This is a genomic window from Bradyrhizobium vignae, assembly GCF_004114425.1.
GTDB lineage: Bacteria > Pseudomonadota > Alphaproteobacteria > Rhizobiales > Xanthobacteraceae > Bradyrhizobium > Bradyrhizobium vignae.
In genome coordinates, this window is the sequence record NZ_RDQF01000060.1 from 16627 (window position 1) to 35447 (window position 18821).

Below are 18821 nucleotides of genomic sequence, written 5' to 3' on the forward strand. Positions count from 1 at the left end.
CCTCGAGCGGAAAGGTTTGGCGATCGAAAGAAACATGACTTGCGACTGCAAGGTTAACCCAACGAGCCAAAACCCAGGCGTCGCAAGGCGCCGCTTGGTACGATGCCGTCTTGGATCGATGAGGACTGCGGTGACCAGGCTCGACAGACGCGAATTTCTCCTCGGCGGCGCCGCAGCCCTCGCGGCGGGCGCATCGGCGTCCGCGGTGCCGGCGTCCAAACGCGCCCAGCGCCGTCCCGGCTTCGGCGCCGCGGCGACGCTCTGGGACCTGCAAGCCGACCCGCGGCTCGGTGACGCCATCAGCACCTATTGCACGCAGGTGGTGCCGGTGCTCGAGCTGAAATGGCCGATGCTGCGGCCGGACGCCCACACGTTCGCCTTCGAGCGCGCCGACGCGATCCTGGATTTCGCGCGAGACAACGATCTGACGATGCGCGGCCACGCGCTGGCCTGGTATCACGACATTCCGGACTGGACCAAGCGGATCAAGGACACCAAGGGCGTCGAGCGGGCCTATCTCGACCACATCGGTACCGTCGTCTCCTACTACAAGGACAAGCTGACGTCGTGGGACGTCGTCAACGAGCCGATCCCGGATAACCCCCGCAGCCCGAAAGACAGGCGCGACACGTTCTGGACGCAGCATCTCGGCGGCCGCTGGATTCCCCTGGCGTTCCGTACGGCGGCCGCGGCCGACCCCTTCGTCAAGCTCGCGATCAATGAATATGACATCGAGTCGGCGAAAGACTCGTTCGTCGCCAAGCGGGCGGCTTATCGCAACCTCATCATGGACCTGCTCGATCAGGGCGTTCCGCTCCACGCGGTTGGGCTGCAATCGCATCTGCACGCCGAGCTCGAGATCGACACGCACGGGCTCGCCGAATTCGTCACCGAGCTGCGCTCTTGGGGCCTCGATGTGCTCATCACCGAGCTCGACGTCGACGACCAGAAGCTGACGGGAAGTCCTGCGGAGCGCGACGCCGTCGTGGCCAAGCGCGTCGACGACCTGCTCACCGCCGTCTCCGCGAGCGGCCCGGTGCGCTCGATCCTGACCTGGGGCCTCTCGGACCGTTACAGCTGGATCAACGGCACCTTCGCCCGCGCGGACAAGCAGCCGAACCGCCCGCTGCCGCTCGACGGCGAGTTCAAGCCGAAGCCGTTCATGGACGTCATCAGCAAGTTCACCAAAGACGTTTGAAGACTAAAGCGCGATGAGATTTGGATGAATCGTCATCGCGCTTTAGCTTGTTGTTTACGCATGATTTTTCCGGAAAACCGCTTCGCACTTTTCCGGATCATGCTTTAGCGCGTCTTGGGCACTTCGAACGCGGCCGCGTCTCCCATGTCTTCGGGCGACAGGCTCGGGCTTCGGCGATCGCGCGAGGAGAGACGGAACACGTCGCGGATGTCGTCGATCGAGGTCGACGAATAGGACTGGATGCATAGCGCGACCTGCTCGGGCGAGGCCGTGCGCATCATCGCTTCGATGGCCGGGCGGTCGAGGGGCGTATCGTCCCAGTGCGAGACTGCGAGGCTGTCTTCGGTGATCCGATGTCTCGCCAGATGTTCCGGCGAGGTCGCGACGAAGTTGCCGTAAAGCAGATATTCGGAGAACTTTTTCTTCCGGCACAGCGCCAGAGCCCAGCTCAAGCCCGTCGCCGACTTGATCGCGTCGGTCATCGCACGGGCCGTGTCCTTGTCCCAGACCAGCGCGTTGCCGACATAATCGTCCGCCGGGAACGAGCGCTGCTTGATACCGAGAAGCTGATCGACGGTGCGAAGCCAGAGGCCATGCAACGGGTGATCGGCGCCGATCGCCTCGCGCGTGACGAACAGCGGCGTCTGCTCGGCGCCGGCATACTGGCCGACGTCGAATTCGCGGAAGAACAGATTATCCGAATCCAGGATGCAGACGCGCTGCTCCGGCGCATTGAGGACGCCGGCGATCTTCAGGATCTGCTGGATGTGCCAGCCGTGCACCGGTGACGACAGCAGCGACAGCCAGACGCGGCGCTTGCTCATGAACTGGAGCGCCGGCGGCAGCGCGAACAGCCATTTCGGCAGATAGCGCGAGGCCGGGACGATGACCCGCTTGTCGGAGGCGAACCGCGCGAACAGCGGCACGTCCTCATCGTTGACGAGAACATAATGCCGCGTGTATCCCGTCAGCCAAGTGTCGATGCTCTCGCTGAGCAGCGAAAAACGTTCGATATCCTTGGCGTAGCTGGCAGTCAGCAGTGCAACGGAATGCATGGAACGCGCTCGAATGGCGATCAGACCGCACTCATAGCGACGGCGGGAGCCGCTGGAAACTCACAAACGGAATCAAGGTAAAATGAAATGAAGCATTAACTAATCCGACGGCAGCCCCTGCGCGAGACTGCGAAAGCGCAGCGGTGCCAGGGCTGAGGCCCGCTGCCACCAGTCGGCGACGCGGTCGTCGAGCGCGCTCACACCGCGGCCGTGACCGGGAAAGATCCGGATCTGCTGGATCGCCTCTGCCTCGAAGCCGTTAGCCCTCCGCGTGATCTTGAGGGCGGCACCTTCGCGGTCGCGCTGGGTCAGCGGCACCAGGAGGCGGCCGCGCGGACGGAGCGCCTCAAGCCAGAGTGGGTGCGGGTGCGGGAAGCCGGCATGCACGATGATCACGTCGGCCGGCTTGCCGACGTCCTTGCATCCGTCGCCGTTGACGACCCTGACGTTACCATAGCCGCGCAAGCAGTTCGCCGCTCGCACCGCGAGACGCTCGTCGCATTCGATCGCATGTACGCTGCCCTTTGGACCGACCATCATCGACAGCACGGCCGAGAAATAACCCAGTCCGCAGCCGATCTGCACGACACGGTCCTTCTCCCTGATGTCGAGCATGTCGATGAAATGCGCCCACAGGCTCGGCAGGCCGGTGTCGAGCCTGCGGCGCGCGTCGATCGCGACCAGTACGTTGTCGTAGAGATGAACGGGATCTGCGTTGGGCGTCAGCCGATAGCTGCGCGCCGCCTCGCTCTTGATGCGCCAGGGTCCCCTCGGCAGAAACTCCTCTCGCGGAACGGCGGCAAGCGCGTCGAGCAGGCGCTTTGAGGAAATCCGCTCGCGCCTGGCAATCAACTCCACATAGCGGGCACGCTCGGCGACAAGATCGCTCATGTCACAGATCGGCCTGCTCGCGAATGGGCGCGCCCGCCCCGAGCTCGTTGACGAGCTGCATCGCCTTCTTCAGGTCCGGGGTGTAAAAGCCCTCGCTGAACTTGTTCACGATCGGCACCAGCAGGAGACTTGCGTGCTCGCGTTTGCCGGCTTCATGCGACAGGCGCGCGAGACTGACGGCGGTGCGAAGCTCCCAGGACAGCGCACCCTGCTTGCGTGCGATCTCCAACGACAGGCCGAACAGGTCCTCGGCCTCCTGTACCGAGGCCGGGTCGTGAGCCGACAGCGTGATCTCGCCTTGCAGGCGATAGACCTCGGCAAGGTAGGAGTGATCGCCGGTCCGTTTCGCCGTCGCGAGCGCACCATCGAGCGCGCGCAAGGCGGCATCGCGCATCCCGATCTTGGCATAGGCCTCCGCCAGCAGACAGCGGAACCAGCATCCGGCGAGCCAGGAATCCATCGCCTCGTATTCGTCGAGGCCGAAGCGCATCTGGCTGAGACCTTCGTCGGCCTCGCCAAGCTGCGTCAGCGCCCAGCCGCGCAGGATCGCCGCCTGCTGCTTCCAGTGCAGGAAATTGTGCTCGGTAGCAATGATCATGGCGCGGTTGGCATGGTCGCGCGTGCCCTCGACGTCGCGCAAATGCTGGCAAAGATACGCGCCGAATACGAGTGCGAAGGCGAGGGTGAAGGGGTGACGGATCTTCTCCGCATTCGCGATCGCCTGCTCGCTGTGCTGGCGCGCCGCGTCGGGCCGGCCGAGGAACCACAGGAGGTAGCCGAGATAGGACAGCGAAACGACGCCGGGATCGGTGCCGTGCCGCTCGATCAGATCGGAATGCAGATCGGGGCTGTAGAGGTTGATGCAGCGATGCAGATGATGCTGCGAGGCGGCGAAGCGGCCGCGATAGAGCATGGTCATCGCGATCGCGCGGTGAGCCTCGATCAGATAGCCGGTCTGCTGTGCCGGCTGCGCTCGCTCGTTCAGCCGCGCGCGCTTGGCGAACTTCATCAGCTCGACGCTGAGATCGTGCGCGCGCGTGAGATCGGCACGGATGAAATGGCACACCCAGAGCCCGCGGGTCGCAGCAAAGGCCTTTTCGTCGTCCTCGAGCTGCCGACCCAGCTCGAGCGCACGGATGTAGTTTTCCTCGACTTCCTGCACCGCATAGCCTTTGGCGGCAATCAGCGCGTTGCCGAGCGCGATCCGCAGCTCGAGCTCCATCTCGTCCGCGCCCTGCATGCGCGCGTTGGCCTGAACGACGCTGAGGCCGCGGCGCAGATGGCCGATCGCCTCCAGATTGGCGCCACTCTTGGCCGCCTGTTTGCCGGCCTTGAGCCAAAAGCTGGCGGCGCCCTCGCTCTGGCCGGATTCGGTCAGGTGATAGGCGAGCAGCTCCGGTTCGCGTTCGGTCTTCTCCGGATACATCTCGGCGAGCACCTGGGCGATGCGGGAATGCAGCTTGCGCCGCTCGCTGTGCAGCAGGCTCGCATGCGCGGCGTTCTGGATCATCACGTGCTTGAAGGAGTAGATCGCGTCCGGCGGATGGCCGCGGCGCATGATCAGTCCCGCCTCCTCCAGATGATTGAGCGCCGCCTCGATCTGCTCGGCCGGCGTATTGGCGACGGCGTGCAGGGTTTCATAGGAAAATTCGCGGCCGATCGTGGCGCCGATCTGCGCGATCCGCTTGAACGGTCCCATCCGGTCGAGCCGCGCCATCAGCGAATCAGTCAGGGTCGCCGGAATTGCGAGCTGCCGCCACTGTCCCGACAACACATAGCGCCCGTGCCGCTCGGTCAGGAGGTTGGATTCGAGAACCGTCTTGGTCAGCTCTTCCAGGAACAGCGGCACGCCGTCGGTCTTGACGATGATCTCCTCGACGACCTCCTTGGGCAGTTCGCGTCCCGCAACACGCTCGACCAGCGTCGTGCGGAGCTGCCGGCTGAGTCGATTCAGGACCAGGGTGGTGATGTGCGAATGCGCATTCCAGCTCGGCTGGAATTCCGAGCGCGCGGTGATGATGACCAGGATCGCCCGGTTCTGCACCCGATCGGCCAGGAGGTCGATCACCTCGCGGGAGGTCGGGTCGATCCAGTGCAGATCCTCGAACGCGATCACCAGCGGCATCTCGCGCGCGAGACCGAGGAAATGGTTCACCAGCGCCGCGACGGTCGCATCCTTCTGCTGCTGCGGCGATAGGTCGAGCGGTGGATACCGGTCTCCGGTCGGTATAGACAGCAGCGCGGCAAACAGCGGCGCGACCTGCTCGATGTCGCCATGCGCGGCGGCGATCGCGTTCTCCAGGCTCGCCAGCGACAGCGCGGAAGCGTCCTCGCGGTCGAGGCCGAGGGAGAATTTGAGCTGCTCGACGAACGGATAGAATGCGGTCGAGGTGTAGTAGGGCGAGCACTGGAACGAGACCTGCGCATGCCGGTCGCCTGATATCCGCTCGAAGATTTCCTGGATGATGCGCGACTTGCCGATGCCGGGCTCGCCGAACTTGACGACGACCTGGCCGTCGCCGTCCTTGGCCTGCTGCCAGCGGCCCATCAACAGCGCAATCTCCTCCTCGCGGTTGACGAGCGGCGTCAGCCGCGCGCCCATCGCGGCGGCGAAGCGGGTCTCCACCCGCGTGGCGCGCACCACGTGCCAGGCCTGCGCCTTCTCCGAGATGCCCTTGAGCGCATGGATACCGAGATTGCGGTAGTCGAATTTCCCCTTCAGCAGCGACTGCGTCGAGGCGGAGATCACGACGCCATTGGGCGGCGCCAGTGCTTGCAGCCGCGCCGCGAGATTGACGGTTTCGCCGACCGCGGAGTCGCGCTCCTCGGTGCCCTGCCCGACGAGGTCGCCGACCACGACGAGGCCGGTCGCAATCCCGATGCGGACAGCGGGTGAATGGCTGAGCGCGCCCCGCGGCTCGACCGCGCGAGCCGTCGACAGCGCCCGCACGATCTCGAGCCCGGCGCGCACCGCACGCTCAGCATCGTCCTCATGTGCGGTCGGATAGCCGAAATAGACCAGGATACCGTCGCCGACGAAACGGGCCGCAAAGCCCTCGTAATGTTTGACCACACGGACGCAGGTTTCGCGAAAGCCCGCGATCATGTCGCGGACGTCTTCCGGATCGAACTGCGCGGAAAGCGAGGTGGAATCCACCATGTCGCAGAACATGGTGGTGAGCTGGCGGCGTTCGGCACCGACCTCCGCGCGTGTTTGCGGACGGACCGCCGCGGTTGGCGCCTTCGCCGTTTCCGCATGAAACAGCGCCGCCATCGCCCGCTGGAGCCGCTTGCGATCGCCGAGCGGCAATCCAAGCTCGACCAGATCGGATTCGGTCAGGTCCCGCATGACGTCGAGATCGAGACGGTGCTGCGCGAAAAGATCGGTGTAGTGCCCGAGGCCGATACCCTCGAGCCAGCGCTTCAGCCCGCTTTCCGATCCCGTGTCCGGCTCATTCTCCAGCATGGTGATTCTGCCCGACCATCACTCCGTCGAAGGGCTTCAGGGTCCCTCAACCACAGATTTTGGACCCAAACTTCACCTCGGACTGGACGCGTTCCCTAGCTTGTTGGAAGAATAGCCTAATCGGATCAAAAGGGAATGGCGTTGTCGGACATTGCATCCGGAGCGGAAGAAGGATCAGCCGGTACGACGGCCGAAACGCAGATATTCGCGCATATCAGCGGCCTTCTCGAATTTTACGCCCGCAAGACACCGGCGGCGCCCGCACTCCTCGCCCCCGGCCGGCCGGTCCTCAGCTATGGCGCGCTGGACGGATCAGTCCGGCAACTGGTCCGTAGCTTGCGTGAGCTCGGCATCGGCCCCGCAGGCCGCATCGCGGTTGCACTGCCGCGCGGCGCCGACAGTGCACTGGCGTTGATCGCGGTCGCCTCGACCTGCGCCTGCGTCCCGGTCAATCCCGACCTGACCGCGGACGAGCTGCAGCGCTATTTCAGCGAATTGAAATTGACGGCGCTCGTGACCCGGGCCGACATGAACTCTGCGAGCCGCGACGTCGCCAGGGCGCTCGATATCGCCGTGATCGATTTCGTGGCGGGGCCGATCGACGATCTCGGTGGCTGCGCGTTCATCGCGCCGACGATCGGGCCGGCGAATGCCAGCGGTGCCGCGCGCGGCGACGACGATGCGTTCATCCTGTTGACGTCGGGCACGGCGGCGCGGCCGAAGATGGTGCCGCTGACCCATCGCAATGTCTGCCTGTCCGCTTACAATGCCGGCCATGTGCTGTCGCTCACGTCGCATGATCGCCTGCTCAACGTCCTCCCTTTGTTTCATGCCCATGGCCTGATTTCCGGTCTCCTCACGGCGCTGGCCGCGGGCTCCAGCGTGATCTGCACCGACGGTTTCGACGCATCCTCCTTCTTTGGCTGGATGCGGGAGCTGCAGCCGACCTGGTACACGGCGGTGCCGACCATTCACCGCGCCCTCTTGACCGCGGCGGAAGCGAACCCGGACCGCGCCCGACCGTCGTCGCTGCGCGTGATCCGCTCGGCCTCGGCCTCCCTCGCGCCTCCGATTCTCCAAGGGCTGGAGGCGACGTTCGGCGTTCCCGTACTCGAGACCTACGGAATGACGGAAGCTGCCTCGCAGATCGCGGCCAACCCGTTCGAGCTGCGCAAGGTCGGATCGGTCGGCCGCGCCGCCGGCCCGGAGATCGCGATCATGGACGAGAGGGGCCGCACGCTCGCGAGCGGCGCGCACGGCGAGATCATGCTGCGCGGTCCGAACATGAGCCGCGGCTACTACAATGACGATGCGGCGACGCAGGCGGCGTTCCGCAACGGCTGGTTCCGGACCGGCGATCTCGGTTATCTCGATGCCGATGGCTATCTCTTCATCGTCGGCCGCATCAAGGACGTCATCAACCGCGGCGGTCAGAAGATCTCGCCGCTGGAGGTGGAAGAGGTCCTGCTCAGCCATCCCGCGGTGCTGGAGGCCGGGGTGTTCGCCGTTCCACACGAAAAGCTCGGCGAGAACGTCGCCGCCGTCGTGGTGTTGCGGCCGAATTCCGAGGCAACCTCCGACCAGTTGCGCCAGTTCGCACGAAAACGGCTTGCCGCCTACAAGATACCCAGCCTGATCCGCAGCGTGCCGGCACTGCCGAAAGGTGCCAGCGGCAAGGTCAAGCGCAATGCGCTAGCCGGCTTGATCGCGGAGACGGCGGATGCCGGCGAGACGCGACTGCCGCGCAACGCGCTGGAGACGCAGCTCGCGGAGATCTGGGCCGGCCTCCTGGAGCTGCCGCAGGTCGGCGTCGACCAGGACGTCTTCGCGCTCGGTGCGGACTCGCTCGCGGTGACTCAGATGCGCTCGCGCCTGCGCGAACGCTACCATGTCGACTTCTCGTTCGAGGACATCTTCGATTGCTCCACGGTCACGGCGCTTGCGAACCGGATCGAGACCGCCGCAAGCCGGCGCGCGACGGCGCTGCCCGCCTGGCGCCACGACGAGGATCCGGATGCGCCGCTGTCGTTCCAGCAGCAGCGGATGTATCTGCTCTCGCGGCTCGACCCGACCCGCTACAATTACAATGTCGTCGAAGTCGCACTCCTCGACGGCGCGGTCGACGTCGCCGCGCTTTCTGCGAGCCTCGCTGCGGTCTGCTCGCGCCATGAGGCGCTGCGCTCGGTCTTCGTCGAACGCCAGGGCGAGCCGGTACAGCTTGTGCTGTCATCACCGCCGCGGGTCGAGCGCATCAAGCTGAAGCCCTGCCCTGCAGAGAAGCGGCCCGCAATTGTTCGGCGCGAGGCCTTCAAGCTCGCGCAACATCCGTTCGACCTTGCCCGCGAGCCACCGCTGAAACTCGCACTGCTGTCGTTCGACAAGAACAGCCATGCGCTGGTGGTCAATGTCCATCACCTCGTCACCGACGGCTGGTCACAGCGGCTGTTCTGGGAAGAGCTCGCCATCCATTACGCAGCGGCGCGCAAGAAGCACCCCGCCGCACTATCTGCGCCTGCCTTCCAGTATCGCGACTTCGCGCTCTGGCAGCAGAGCTGGGCGCGGACGCCGGCGGCGAAGGAGCAGCTCGAGTATTGGAGGGCGCAGCTCGACGGCGTCACCACGCTACCGCTACGGACGGACCGACCACGGCCGCAGGTCTGGAGCGGTCACGGCGCGCGCCACTATCTCGAATTCTCCAAAACGCTGTCGAGCCAGCTGCGCGCGCTGAGCCAGAACCAGGGCGTCACGCCGTTCATGGCGCTGCTCGCCGTCTTCCAGTGCCTGTTGTTCCGCCATACCTCGCATGAGGATGTCGCCACCGGCTCGCTGATCGCCAACCGCAACCAGATCGAGAGCGAGCGCCTGATCGGGCTGTTCGCCAACACTCTGGTCCTGCGCAACGATTTTAGCGGCGATCCGAGCTTCGGCGAGATATTGCGGCGGGTGCGGCAGGTCACGCTGGACGCCTACCGCAACCAGGACCTCCCGATCGAGGAGGTGCTGCGCGCGCTGCAGATCGCACGGAGGAGCGACGGCAATCCGCTGTTCCGGATCATGTTCATCCTCCAGAACGCCTCGATCGAGGCGGCACGCTTCCGGGGGCTGTCGACCCGGCGGCTGGAGGTGGACCCGAAGGTGGCGCGTTTCGACATCACGCTCGAGCTGGTCGAGGCCGACGGCCGTTTCGCCGGCTTCTTCGAATACGCCACCGATCTGTTCGACACCGCGACGATCGAAGGCATGGCCGCCCAGTTCAAGACCCTGCTCAAAGCCGTCGTCGCCAATCCGGAGCAGCGGATCTCGCGCCTGCCGCTCCTGACCGAGGCCGAACGCCGTCGGCTGCTGGCGAAAGGCCGGGGCATGCCGGTCAATTTCACCACACGCGGCAATTTGAGCGAATGCTTCGACCGCCAGGCGAAGAAGACACCGAACGCCGTTGCGGTGTCGGACGGCCGCGCGTCGGTGAGCTATCGCGAACTCGCGCGCCGCAGCCAGGCGGCCGCACGCTGGCTCGCCCGCGAGGGGGTCGGCGCCGAGAGCGTCGTCGCCTTGCTCGCGGAGCGCGGGCCCGACCTGCTGGCCGCAATGATCGCAGTGCAGCGCGTCGGCGCGGCGTTCCTCAATCTCGATCCTGACCAGCCGCCGGCAAGGCTCACGACGATCCTCGGATCGAGCTGCGCCCGCGTGCTGCTGACGCGGCGGGCCCAGTCCGCCATGGTCGAGACCCTGCTCGAGCCGCTGGTCGAGCGCATCCAGGTGGCCGAGCTCGAAGACGTGATCGCACCAGGGACAAGCAAGCCGGCGCGCACGCTGCGGCGCGCCGCCTCCAGCCTCGCCTATCTCGTCTATACGTCCGGCTCCTCCGGTGCGCCGAAGGGCGTCATGGTCGAGCAGCACGGCCTGTCGAACCATCTGGCCTCACTCATCTCCGAGCTCGGCCTCTCCGCCAGGGACGTGATCGCGCAGACCGCACCGCAGAGCTTCGTCATCTCGGTCTGGCAGTTCCTCGCCGGGCCCATGGTGGGCGCGCGCGTCCATGTCTGCGGCAACGCGATCGTGCAGGACGCGATCCTGCTGGCGCGGGAGATCGAGCGCGAGGGCATCACGGTGCTCGAGATCGTGCCTTCGCTGCTGCGCATCATTCTCGATCGCATGGACGAGGTGCAGGTGCAGCGCGCCTTCGCAAGGTTGCGGCTGCTGATCTCGACCGGAGAGCCGTTGCCCGTTGATCTCTGCCGCGCCTGGTTCGCGCGCTGTCCGAGAGTGCCGCTGATCAATGCCTATGGTGCATCGGAATGCTCCGACGACGTCTCCCTGCATCGCCTGACCAAGGCGCCGGCGATCGCGGCGACCAACGTTCCGATCGGCGCGCCGCTGCCGAACACCCAGCTCTACGTGCTCGACGCAAGCCTTCAGCCGCAACCGATCGGCGTGACCGGCGAGCTCTGCATCGGCGGCGCCGGAGTCGGCCGCGGCTACGTCAATGACCCCGCGCAAAGCCGGCAGCGCTTTCTGCCGGATCCGTTCGCGCGCCAGGCCGGCGGCCGGCTCTACCGGACGGGTGATCTTGCCCGCCGCCGCGCCGACGGGACGATCGAATGCCTCGGCCGCGCCGACCATCAGGTCAAGGTCCGCGGCTACCGTATCGAGCTCAAGGAGATCGAGAACGCGCTGGCCGAGCATCCAAACGTGCGCGCCGGCATCGTCGAGCCGCGCCGGGAGGCGAGCGGCGATATCAGGCTGATCGCCCATATCGTCGCCGAGCCCGGTAGCCGGAGCAGCGCCAGCGAGCTGCGCGAGTTCCTGAAAGGCAGGCTGCCGGCCCACGCCATCCCGTCCGCCTTCCTGTTCCTGGATCGGGTGCCGCTCAACGCCCATGGCAAAATCGACCGCTCCGCGCTGCTGGCGCCCGCTCAGCCGGAAACGTCCGGGCCAGGCTTGGCCGTGCCGGCGCGGCGGTTCACCGAAAAGGTGCTCTCCGACATCTGGATCGACTTGCTGAAGGTCGAAGACCTCGGTGTCACCGACAATTTCTTCGACCTCGGTGGCCATTCGCTGCTGGCTGGCCAGGCGATGGCGCGCATTGCCCGCGCGCTCGGCGCGTCGCTGCCGATCAAGACCATCTTCGAGGCGCCGACGATCGAAGAGCTGGCTCGGCGGGTCGACGAGGCCGTGGCGGCGAAGCCGCACAAGCCTGCCGCAAGCGTGCCGCGATTAGCTGCAAGCGGGCCTCCCGTTCTTTCCATCGCGCAGGACCAGATGCTGCGGATCGAGCGGAATCTGCCGGGGCTACCGCTGTTCAACCTGCCCTTCGCCTTCCGTCTCCAGGGCCCGCTCGATCCGGCCGCCCTGGCGCAGGCGATCGATGACGTCGTGCGCCGGCACGAATCGCTGCGGACGGCGTTCGGCTGGAACGGCGAGGCGCCCGAAAGCCGCATCGCCGCGCTGCGCACCCTCGGCCGAATCATGACGGTCGAGACGATCGGCGACGGTCATCCTCATAACAACAAGCGGCGCAAGGCCCTGGAGCTCAGGAAGATCAATCTCCTGATCCAGCGGGAGACCTACGTCCCGATCGACATCACGCGTGCGCCGCTGTTGCGCGCCCGCTTGTTGCGGCTCCACGACGACGATCACGTGCTGCTGCTGACGCTGCATCACGCCGTTGTCGACGGCTGGTCCATCGGCGTGCTGTTCGAGGAATTGTCGAGCCGCTATGCGGCGCTGGCCGGATATCCGTCGGTGCCGCTAAAGAGCCCCCCGCCGGCCTTTTCGGCCGTCGCACGCTGGCAGCGCTGGTGGTGCGACACCGACGCCGCACGCCGCCAGGCTGCCGACTGGACGGAGAATTTACGCGGAGCGGGTCTCCTTTTTGACCGCGAATCAAGGCCGGGCCCATCCACAGGGCACCATCCGATCAACCTCGAGCGTGAGCTGATCGGCCGGCTCACGGCGTTCGCCGGCCGGCACAATTGCACGCTGTTCATGTGCCTGCTCACAGGTCTCAAGGTCCTGCTGCTGGCCCGGACCGGCCGCACCGACATCGTGGTCGCGACCGCCATGGCCAATCGTGCCCAGCCGGACACCGACCGAATCATCGGCCCGTTCGAGAACACGGTGATCGTCCGCACGACGATCACGCCGGATCTGTCGTTCGCGCAGGCCTTGGCGCGGATTCGCCAGAGCGTGCTCGACGCGCATGCGCGGCAGGAGCTGCCGTTCAATATCCTGGCCGATCATCTGGAGCGCGAGGGGATCGATCCGGCCTCGCTGCTCCAGGTCTATTTCACGCTGCAGAATCCGCTGCGCCAGCCGCTCGATCTTCCGGATCTCGCGACAGCATCGATCGGCAACGTCGCGCGCGAGGGCCAGCCGGTGCTGCCGATCGACCAGACCTGGCTGTCGCTGATGCTCAAGGAGCGCCCGACCGGCATCACAGGCTCGTGCAATTACAAGCGCGAGTTGCTCGAGGGCCGAATGGTCGGCGAGTGGATGGAGGATCTCGTCGCGCTGCTGACGGCGGCGGTCGCCCAACCCAATGCGCCGCTCGGCCGGTTACTCGCGCGCAGGGCGGCCTTAAGCGCGTTACATCCGGACGAGTACGGATTCACGCGCCAAAGCTGCGAATGATCAAGTTGCGTCTTGATTATTTGGCGTCACCGCGCAAGATTATTCCCGCGTTTTGATTTGGACGATTATTTTCAACCGGGGGAGTGTTTATGGGTTTCATCAAATTTACCAAGGGCACCTCGCTGAGCGACAAGGATCGCAAGGCCCTGCAGAAGTTGCTGACTGAAGAGAAGAAGAGGCTCCAGTCCGCGCTGAAGGACGTCGACGCCAGCCTTTCGATGCTGGGCGCGGCGAAGAAGGCCAAGAAGAAGAAAAAGTAAGACTAGTCGGCAGGGACGCCGCACGAATCTTCAGGCTTCATTTTTCGGCCTCCGGTTTTCAAATTGGGCCGCTCGCTTATCGAGTTGGGGTCTCGGACAAGCTTGCGCCTGTAAACCGGTCTGCAAATCGACAAGAATTCGCCTGGGTGGGCCGTTAGGAAAGGTCCTCTTCGTGGATTCTTGCTCAGCTGACTCTTCCGTCAGGACCGGGGCCTTGACCTCGCCTGACGCCATGGGCCCAATTGATGGCAGACGACAGAATCGAACTCTTTGTCGGGCTGATCGAGACCATTGACGCGCCGGGCGCAGTCGAGGCGTGCCGACGCCTGCTCTCGATCGACGAACGGGCCCGGGCCGATCGCTTCATGTTCGAGCGGCATCGGCGGCAATACATCTTCGCGCATGCCATGCTGCGCCTGGCGCTGTCGCAGGTCGCCTCCAACGTCGCGCCCTCCGACTGGTCGTTTGGCGCGGGCCGTTATGGGCGCCCCTTCGTCGCAGCGCCCGTCACCTCGACAGCGCTGCATTTCAGCCTGTCACATGCCGACGGCTGCGTCGCCTGCGTGGTGTCGCGGCATGAGGCCGTCGGGATCGACGTCGAAACCGTGTCGCGGCGTGTCGCGCCGCTTTCTACCGCGCATCGCTTCTTTGCACCGGAGGAGGTCGAAACGCTGCTCGGACTGCCGGAGCCGGCGGCGATCGAGCGCTTCTTCGACTATTGGACGCTCAAGGAGGCCTATCTGAAGGCCAGAGGCTTCGGGCTCAATTTGCCGCTCGATGCCTTCGCGATGCAGGTGTCGCGCGAGGCCATCGAGATCAGCTTCAAGCCCGGCATTGCCGACGATCCGGACGGCTGGCGCTTCTCGCTGTGCTCGCCATCGCCCTCGCACCGCCTCGCGATCGCCGATGGCTCCCGTGCTGATGGCGGCCTTCCCATCAGCCGCCATGCCTGGCCGCTCCAGGAAACGGCCGAATGACGCCGTCGCGGCTGCGCGTCTTTGCCGCGATTTCACGCAACCGCGATCCCAAGACCCATGTCGGCGAGCTGATGCGGGTGGCGCAGTTCGCCGGCCGCAACGGCTTCGAAGGCATCCTGCTGTTCGAAGGCAACGACGTGTTCGTCGAACCCTGGGCGATGGCCCAGCACATCATGGCAGAGACGACGCGATCTTCGCCGTTGATCGCCGTCAATCCGGTCTACATGCACCCGTTCACGGCGGCGAAATTCGTCTCGTCCTTCGCACAGCTCTACCGCCGCAAGGTCTATCTCAACATGATCACGGGGACGGCGGTCAGCGACCTGCAGGGCCTCGGCGACGACCAGTCGCATGCCGATCGCTACGTTCGGCTCGGTGAATTCGTCGCGCTGATGCGCCAGTTGCTGGCAAGCCCGCGGCCGGTGAATTTCGATGGGCAATTCTATCGCGCCCGCAATCTGCAACTTCGCCCGCGCCTGCCCGCGGAGCTTATGCCGGAATTCTTGATCGCCGGCCAGTCGGACGCGGCGCAGCGCGTGGCCAAGGAGACCGGCTGCATCAAGATGCAGATGCTGCCGCCCGATCTCGATCGCGGCCTCGACGCGGCTGGGATGAACTTCGGCATTTTCGCGCGCGCGGGACGCGAGGAGGCACGACAGGCGGCAAGGGCGCGCTTTCGCGACAGTGTCGATGATCGCGAACTGCTCGCGCTCACCGTGGAGAGCAGCGATTCCGTGTGGAAGCGGCGGCTCTACGAGGAGCAAAGTGGTGAGCTTCACGATAACGGCTATTGGCTGCTGCCGTTCCTCACCTTCCAGGCCGACTGCCCCTATCTCGTCGGCAGCTACGAGGAGATCGGTGCAAAGCTGAAGGAATTTGCGGCGAAGGGCCTGACCACTGTTATGCTCGACATGGTAGCGGACGAAGCCGAGATGCAGCACGTTTGCAAGGCGCTCGCTGCGAGCGGGATGCTCTAAAGCATGATCCGGAAAAGTGCGAAGCGGTTTTCCGGAAAGATCATGCGCAAACAACAAGCTAAAGCGCGATGACGATTCATCCAAATCTCATCGCGCTTTAGGACCGCACGCCGAGCGGGCTCAGTCGCGCCAGCGGCTCGGAGCCTTCCGGCCGGCGCAGCAGCTGCATGACATGCCGCTTCAGCCGCACGAACTCGGGTTCGGTCACGAGATCGTGGCTGCGCGGCCGTGCGAAGGTCAGGACGACGTCCTCGATGACACGGCCGGGTCTTGCGCTCATCACGACGATGCGATCGGCGAGGAAGAGGGCCTCGTCGATGTCGTGGGTGACGAAGACCGTGGTCGTCGGGATTTTGCTCCAGATGTCGAGCAGCACCGCCTGCATCATGCCGCGCGTCTGCGCATCGAGCGCGCTGAAGGGTTCGTCCATCAGCAGCACCCGCGGCTGGTTGATCAGGACCCGCGCGATCTCGACGCGTTGCTGCATGCCGCCCGACAATTGCGCAGGGTAAAACGTCTCGAAGCCGGAAAGGCCGACCAGCTTGATGATGGCGTCGGCGGCACGGTCGCGTTCCTTCTTCGAAAGGCCACGCATCTTCGGGCCGAAGGCGACATTGTCGCGCACCCGCTTCCAGGGAAACAGCGTGTGCTGCTGGAACACCATACCCCGGTCCGGGCTCGGCCCCTGGATCGGCTGCCCGTCGACGGTCAGCTGCCCCGCCGTGACCGGCAGATGCCCGGCCAGCGCGCCGAGCAGCGTGGACTTGCCGCAGCCGGAGGGACCGAGAATGCAGACGAACTCGCCCGGCGCAATGGAGAAATCGAGGCCGCTCACGGCCTCGATTGCCTCGGCGCCGAAGCCGAGCGCAATCGAGACGCCGGCGATGTCGATGCGACCGACGCTCTTGGTGCCGATATCCGCCACCCGGATGTTCATCGCGCCACCTTCGGGCTGCGCCAGGGCATCAGAAGCCGGCCGGCGGTCGTCAGCAGCCAGCTGGAGCCCATGCCGAGCAGGCCGATGACCAGCATACCGACGATGATGTCGGCGTAGTTCTGGAGCGTGTAGGCTTCCCAGGTGTAGTAGCCGATGCCGAACTGACCCGAGATCATCTCCGCGGTGACGAGACAGAACCACGAGGTACCCATACCGATCGCAAGGCCCGTGACGATGCTGGGCGCGGCGTCCGGCAGCACGACCTCTCGCAGGATCGCGAGCTCCCCCGCACCGAGGCTGCGGGCGGCGGCGAGAAGCCGACGGTCGACATTCGCAACGCCATGGACGGTGTTCAGCACGATCGGAAACAAGGCGCCGATGAAGGTGATGTAGATCATCGACAGTTCGGACGACGGGAAGATCAGGATCGACAGCGGAATCCACGCCACCGCCGGAATCGGCCGCAGCAATTCGAGCGGCGGCAGCAAGAGGTCGCTCGTGGCGCGCGACCGGCCGATCGCGAAACCGAAGATCACACCGAGCACCACCGCCGCTCCGTAACCTGCGAACACGCGCCAGAGGCTGCTGGTGATATGGGGCACCAGTTTCGGCGACCGAAACAAAGCGAGTGCGGATTGCACGACCTCGAGCGGCGGCGGCACGTTGCGGAAGGTGACGATCCCGAGATTGAGATGCGTCGCGGACGCGACCTGCCACAGCGCGATGCAGGCGAGAATCGAAAGGCCGCGGACCACCCAGCGGATGGCCGCAGGCCGCGCCTGGATAGCGGCGGTCATGGCCTCACCGGCTCGCAACGAGCGACTCGCGCGCGGCCGCGAAGTCGAGCACCGCACCGCCATGTTGCTTCGACCAGCGCTCGGCCGCATCCTTGAGCAGGAACGCGCTCAGCTCGCCGCTCCACGACCGCACGAACCAGGCTTGGTTTGCGAACAGCTTGATGCCGCTCTCGCGGTCCTGGGCATAGACGACGCGGATGGTCTTGCCGTCCTTCTCGATGCCGGCCAGCGCCTTGAGCGCGTTCTCGGGCGAGGCGTAGTGACGCACATGAGCCTCGTCCCGGACCCAGATCTGCGCGACACGACTGAAGTCGGTGATTTCGGCTCCCGTCACTGCATCTTTGGCCCTGAGCGGGAGCTGCGCATAGTTCTTCAGCTCCGCGTCATAGTCACGGCCCGCCTGCGCGGCCGCGATGCGGATGAACTTGTCTGTGACGAACTGGTTGATGTCGAGATCGCTGTCGGCGCGCTTGAGCAGCTTCAGCGTCTTGATCGAGGTCGCGACCGCCTGCCGGTATTCCGCCTTCCAAGTCACGTCGCGGGTCTGAAGGCCGAGCGGGCCGTGAAAGAGGTAGTCGACCTCGGCCTCGATGCCCGTCACCTTCGCGATCAGCTCGCTGTATTTCTCGGGCTCCTCCGCGATCAGGCGATCCGCTTCGAGCGCGGCGCGCAAATAGGCGACGACGATTTCCGGATATTTTTCGGCATACTCGGCATCGACCAGCCCACCGTGGAATGTCGGAGCATTTGCCTGTGCACCGTCGAAGATCTTGCGCGCAAAGCCGCGCCACGGGAACAGCTCCGCGAACGGGACGAAGTCCGCATGCGCCTCGATCTTGCCGGCCTGCAAGGCAGGTCCCGCAATCTCGGGCGCCTGCGTGATGATATTGACGTCGGTCTCGGGGTTCCAGCCCTTGGCCTCGATGGCACGGAGCAGCATGCCGTGCGAGGTCGAGGCAAAGGGAACGGAGATTGTCTTGCCCTTGAGCTCGCTGAGCGACTGCACCGGCGAATTCGAGGGCACCACGATGCCGTTACCGCTGCCCTTGGTGCTACCGGACAAGACGCTGATGAACAGGCTGCGGCGTCCTGCCTTCTGGAACGCAACGCCGTTGAGCGAACCCGGAAAATCCGCCATCGCTCCGAAGTCGAGCTTGCCCGCGACCATCTCGTTGGTGAGCGGTGCGCCGCTGGTAAAGTTCTTCCACTGGATGTCGTAGGTGACGTCCTTGTACTTGCCGTCGCGAGGCAGGAACTGCTCCAGCAGTTTGAGCTCGCGGATAAGCAGCCCGCCGGTCGCGCAGTTGATGGTCGTATCCTGCGTTCCGATCGCCACGCGGATGGTCTCCGCCTGTGACGGTCCGAACATCGCGATTGTCAAAGCCAAGATGGCCGCACTCATTCTCAAAGAGCTGAAATCGATCATCGAACTGTCCTCGGAGACCGGCGATGCCGGCGACAATGCCAGCCTGCACTATCGAAGTCGCGGCGAACCGCTTGAAGCAATTACTTGCATCGCCATCGTGAACTGCGCGCATCGTGAATCCCGCGCGCGATGGCGTGAATGATTTTCTCAGGACCGCGTTCCCGACAGAGGAATCATTCCGCCGTCGATCGCCGCACATATCAAGCT

General features: G+C 65.1%; 12 protein-coding genes. 6 read left to right on the top strand and 6 right to left on the bottom strand.

Annotation, left to right across the window (positions count from 1 at the left end; genetic code table 11):
- Positions 1–130: 130 nt before the first annotated feature.
- Positions 131–1198, top strand: coding sequence for an endo-1,4-beta-xylanase (locus EAV90_RS32855; RefSeq protein WP_122406409.1), 1068 nt, complete (start codon positions 131–133; stop codon positions 1196–1198).
- A 104-nt stretch (positions 1199–1302) separates the two neighbouring features.
- Here EAV90_RS32855 and EAV90_RS32860 read toward each other — a convergent pair whose 3' ends face one another.
- From EAV90_RS32860 to EAV90_RS32870, 3 genes are all read right to left on the bottom strand, one after another.
- Entirely contained in the window at positions 1303–2253 is a 951-nt protein-coding gene (locus EAV90_RS32860; protein WP_162500147.1) for a DUF6492 family protein, read from the bottom strand.
- 99 nt (positions 2254–2352) lie between these two features.
- Positions 2353–3144 (bottom strand): protein-L-isoaspartate O-methyltransferase family protein, encoded by a 792-nt coding sequence (locus EAV90_RS32865; RefSeq protein WP_122401222.1) that lies wholly within the window; start codon positions 3142–3144, stop codon positions 2353–2355.
- Position 3145: 1 nt separating this feature from the next.
- Positions 3146–6610, bottom strand: coding sequence for an ATP-binding protein (locus tag EAV90_RS32870; RefSeq protein WP_129145803.1), 3465 nt, complete (start codon positions 6608–6610; stop codon positions 3146–3148).
- A gap of 135 nt (positions 6611–6745) precedes the next feature.
- Here EAV90_RS32870 and EAV90_RS32875 point away from each other — a divergent pair, with 135 nt between their 5' ends.
- The 4 genes from EAV90_RS32875 (at position 6746) to EAV90_RS32885 (ending at position 15454) form a co-directional block, all read left to right on the top strand.
- Positions 6746–13240: a non-ribosomal peptide synthetase gene (locus EAV90_RS32875; protein ID WP_129145804.1), complete on the top strand. Its 6495-nt coding sequence runs from the start codon at positions 6746–6748 to the stop codon at positions 13238–13240.
- A gap of 89 nt (positions 13241–13329) precedes the next feature.
- A complete protein-coding gene (locus EAV90_RS39835) occupies positions 13330–13500 on the top strand; it encodes a hypothetical protein (RefSeq protein ID WP_164937211.1) in 171 nt (56 codons plus the stop codon).
- 245 nt (positions 13501–13745) lie between these two features.
- Positions 13746–14477: a 4'-phosphopantetheinyl transferase family protein gene (locus EAV90_RS32880; protein ID WP_122401219.1), complete on the top strand. Its 732-nt coding sequence runs from the start codon at positions 13746–13748 to the stop codon at positions 14475–14477.
- Positions 14474–15454 (top strand): LLM class flavin-dependent oxidoreductase, encoded by a 981-nt coding sequence (locus EAV90_RS32885; RefSeq protein ID WP_122401218.1) that lies wholly within the window; start codon positions 14474–14476, stop codon positions 15452–15454. Before EAV90_RS32880 ends, EAV90_RS32885 begins: the two co-directional genes overlap by 4 nt.
- 97 nt (positions 15455–15551) lie before the next feature.
- On the opposite strand, the gene EAV90_RS32890 is transcribed toward EAV90_RS32885, so the two are convergent.
- Genes EAV90_RS32890 through EAV90_RS32900 form a run of 3 tightly spaced genes read right to left on the bottom strand, consistent with a single transcriptional unit; the run spans position 15552 to position 18590 of the window.
- Complete coding sequence (locus EAV90_RS32890; RefSeq protein WP_122401217.1) at positions 15552–16391, bottom strand: ABC transporter ATP-binding protein; 840 nt, start codon at positions 16389–16391, stop codon at positions 15552–15554.
- Positions 16388–17188, bottom strand: a complete 801-nt coding sequence (locus EAV90_RS32895; RefSeq protein WP_245509673.1) for an ABC transporter permease — start codon at positions 17186–17188, stop codon at positions 16388–16390. Before EAV90_RS32895 ends, EAV90_RS32890 begins: the two co-directional genes overlap by 4 nt.
- 4 nt (positions 17189–17192) lie before the next feature.
- Positions 17193–18590, bottom strand: a complete 1398-nt coding sequence (locus EAV90_RS32900; RefSeq protein ID WP_430644759.1) for an ABC transporter substrate-binding protein — start codon at positions 18588–18590, stop codon at positions 17193–17195.
- Between EAV90_RS32900 and EAV90_RS32905 the strand changes: the two genes are divergently transcribed.
- Entirely contained in the window at positions 18577–18756 is a 180-nt protein-coding gene (locus EAV90_RS32905; protein ID WP_122401214.1) for a hypothetical protein, read from the top strand. The two genes, EAV90_RS32900 and EAV90_RS32905, sit on opposite strands and share 14 nt — an antisense overlap.
- Positions 18757–18821: the final 65 nt, after the last annotated feature.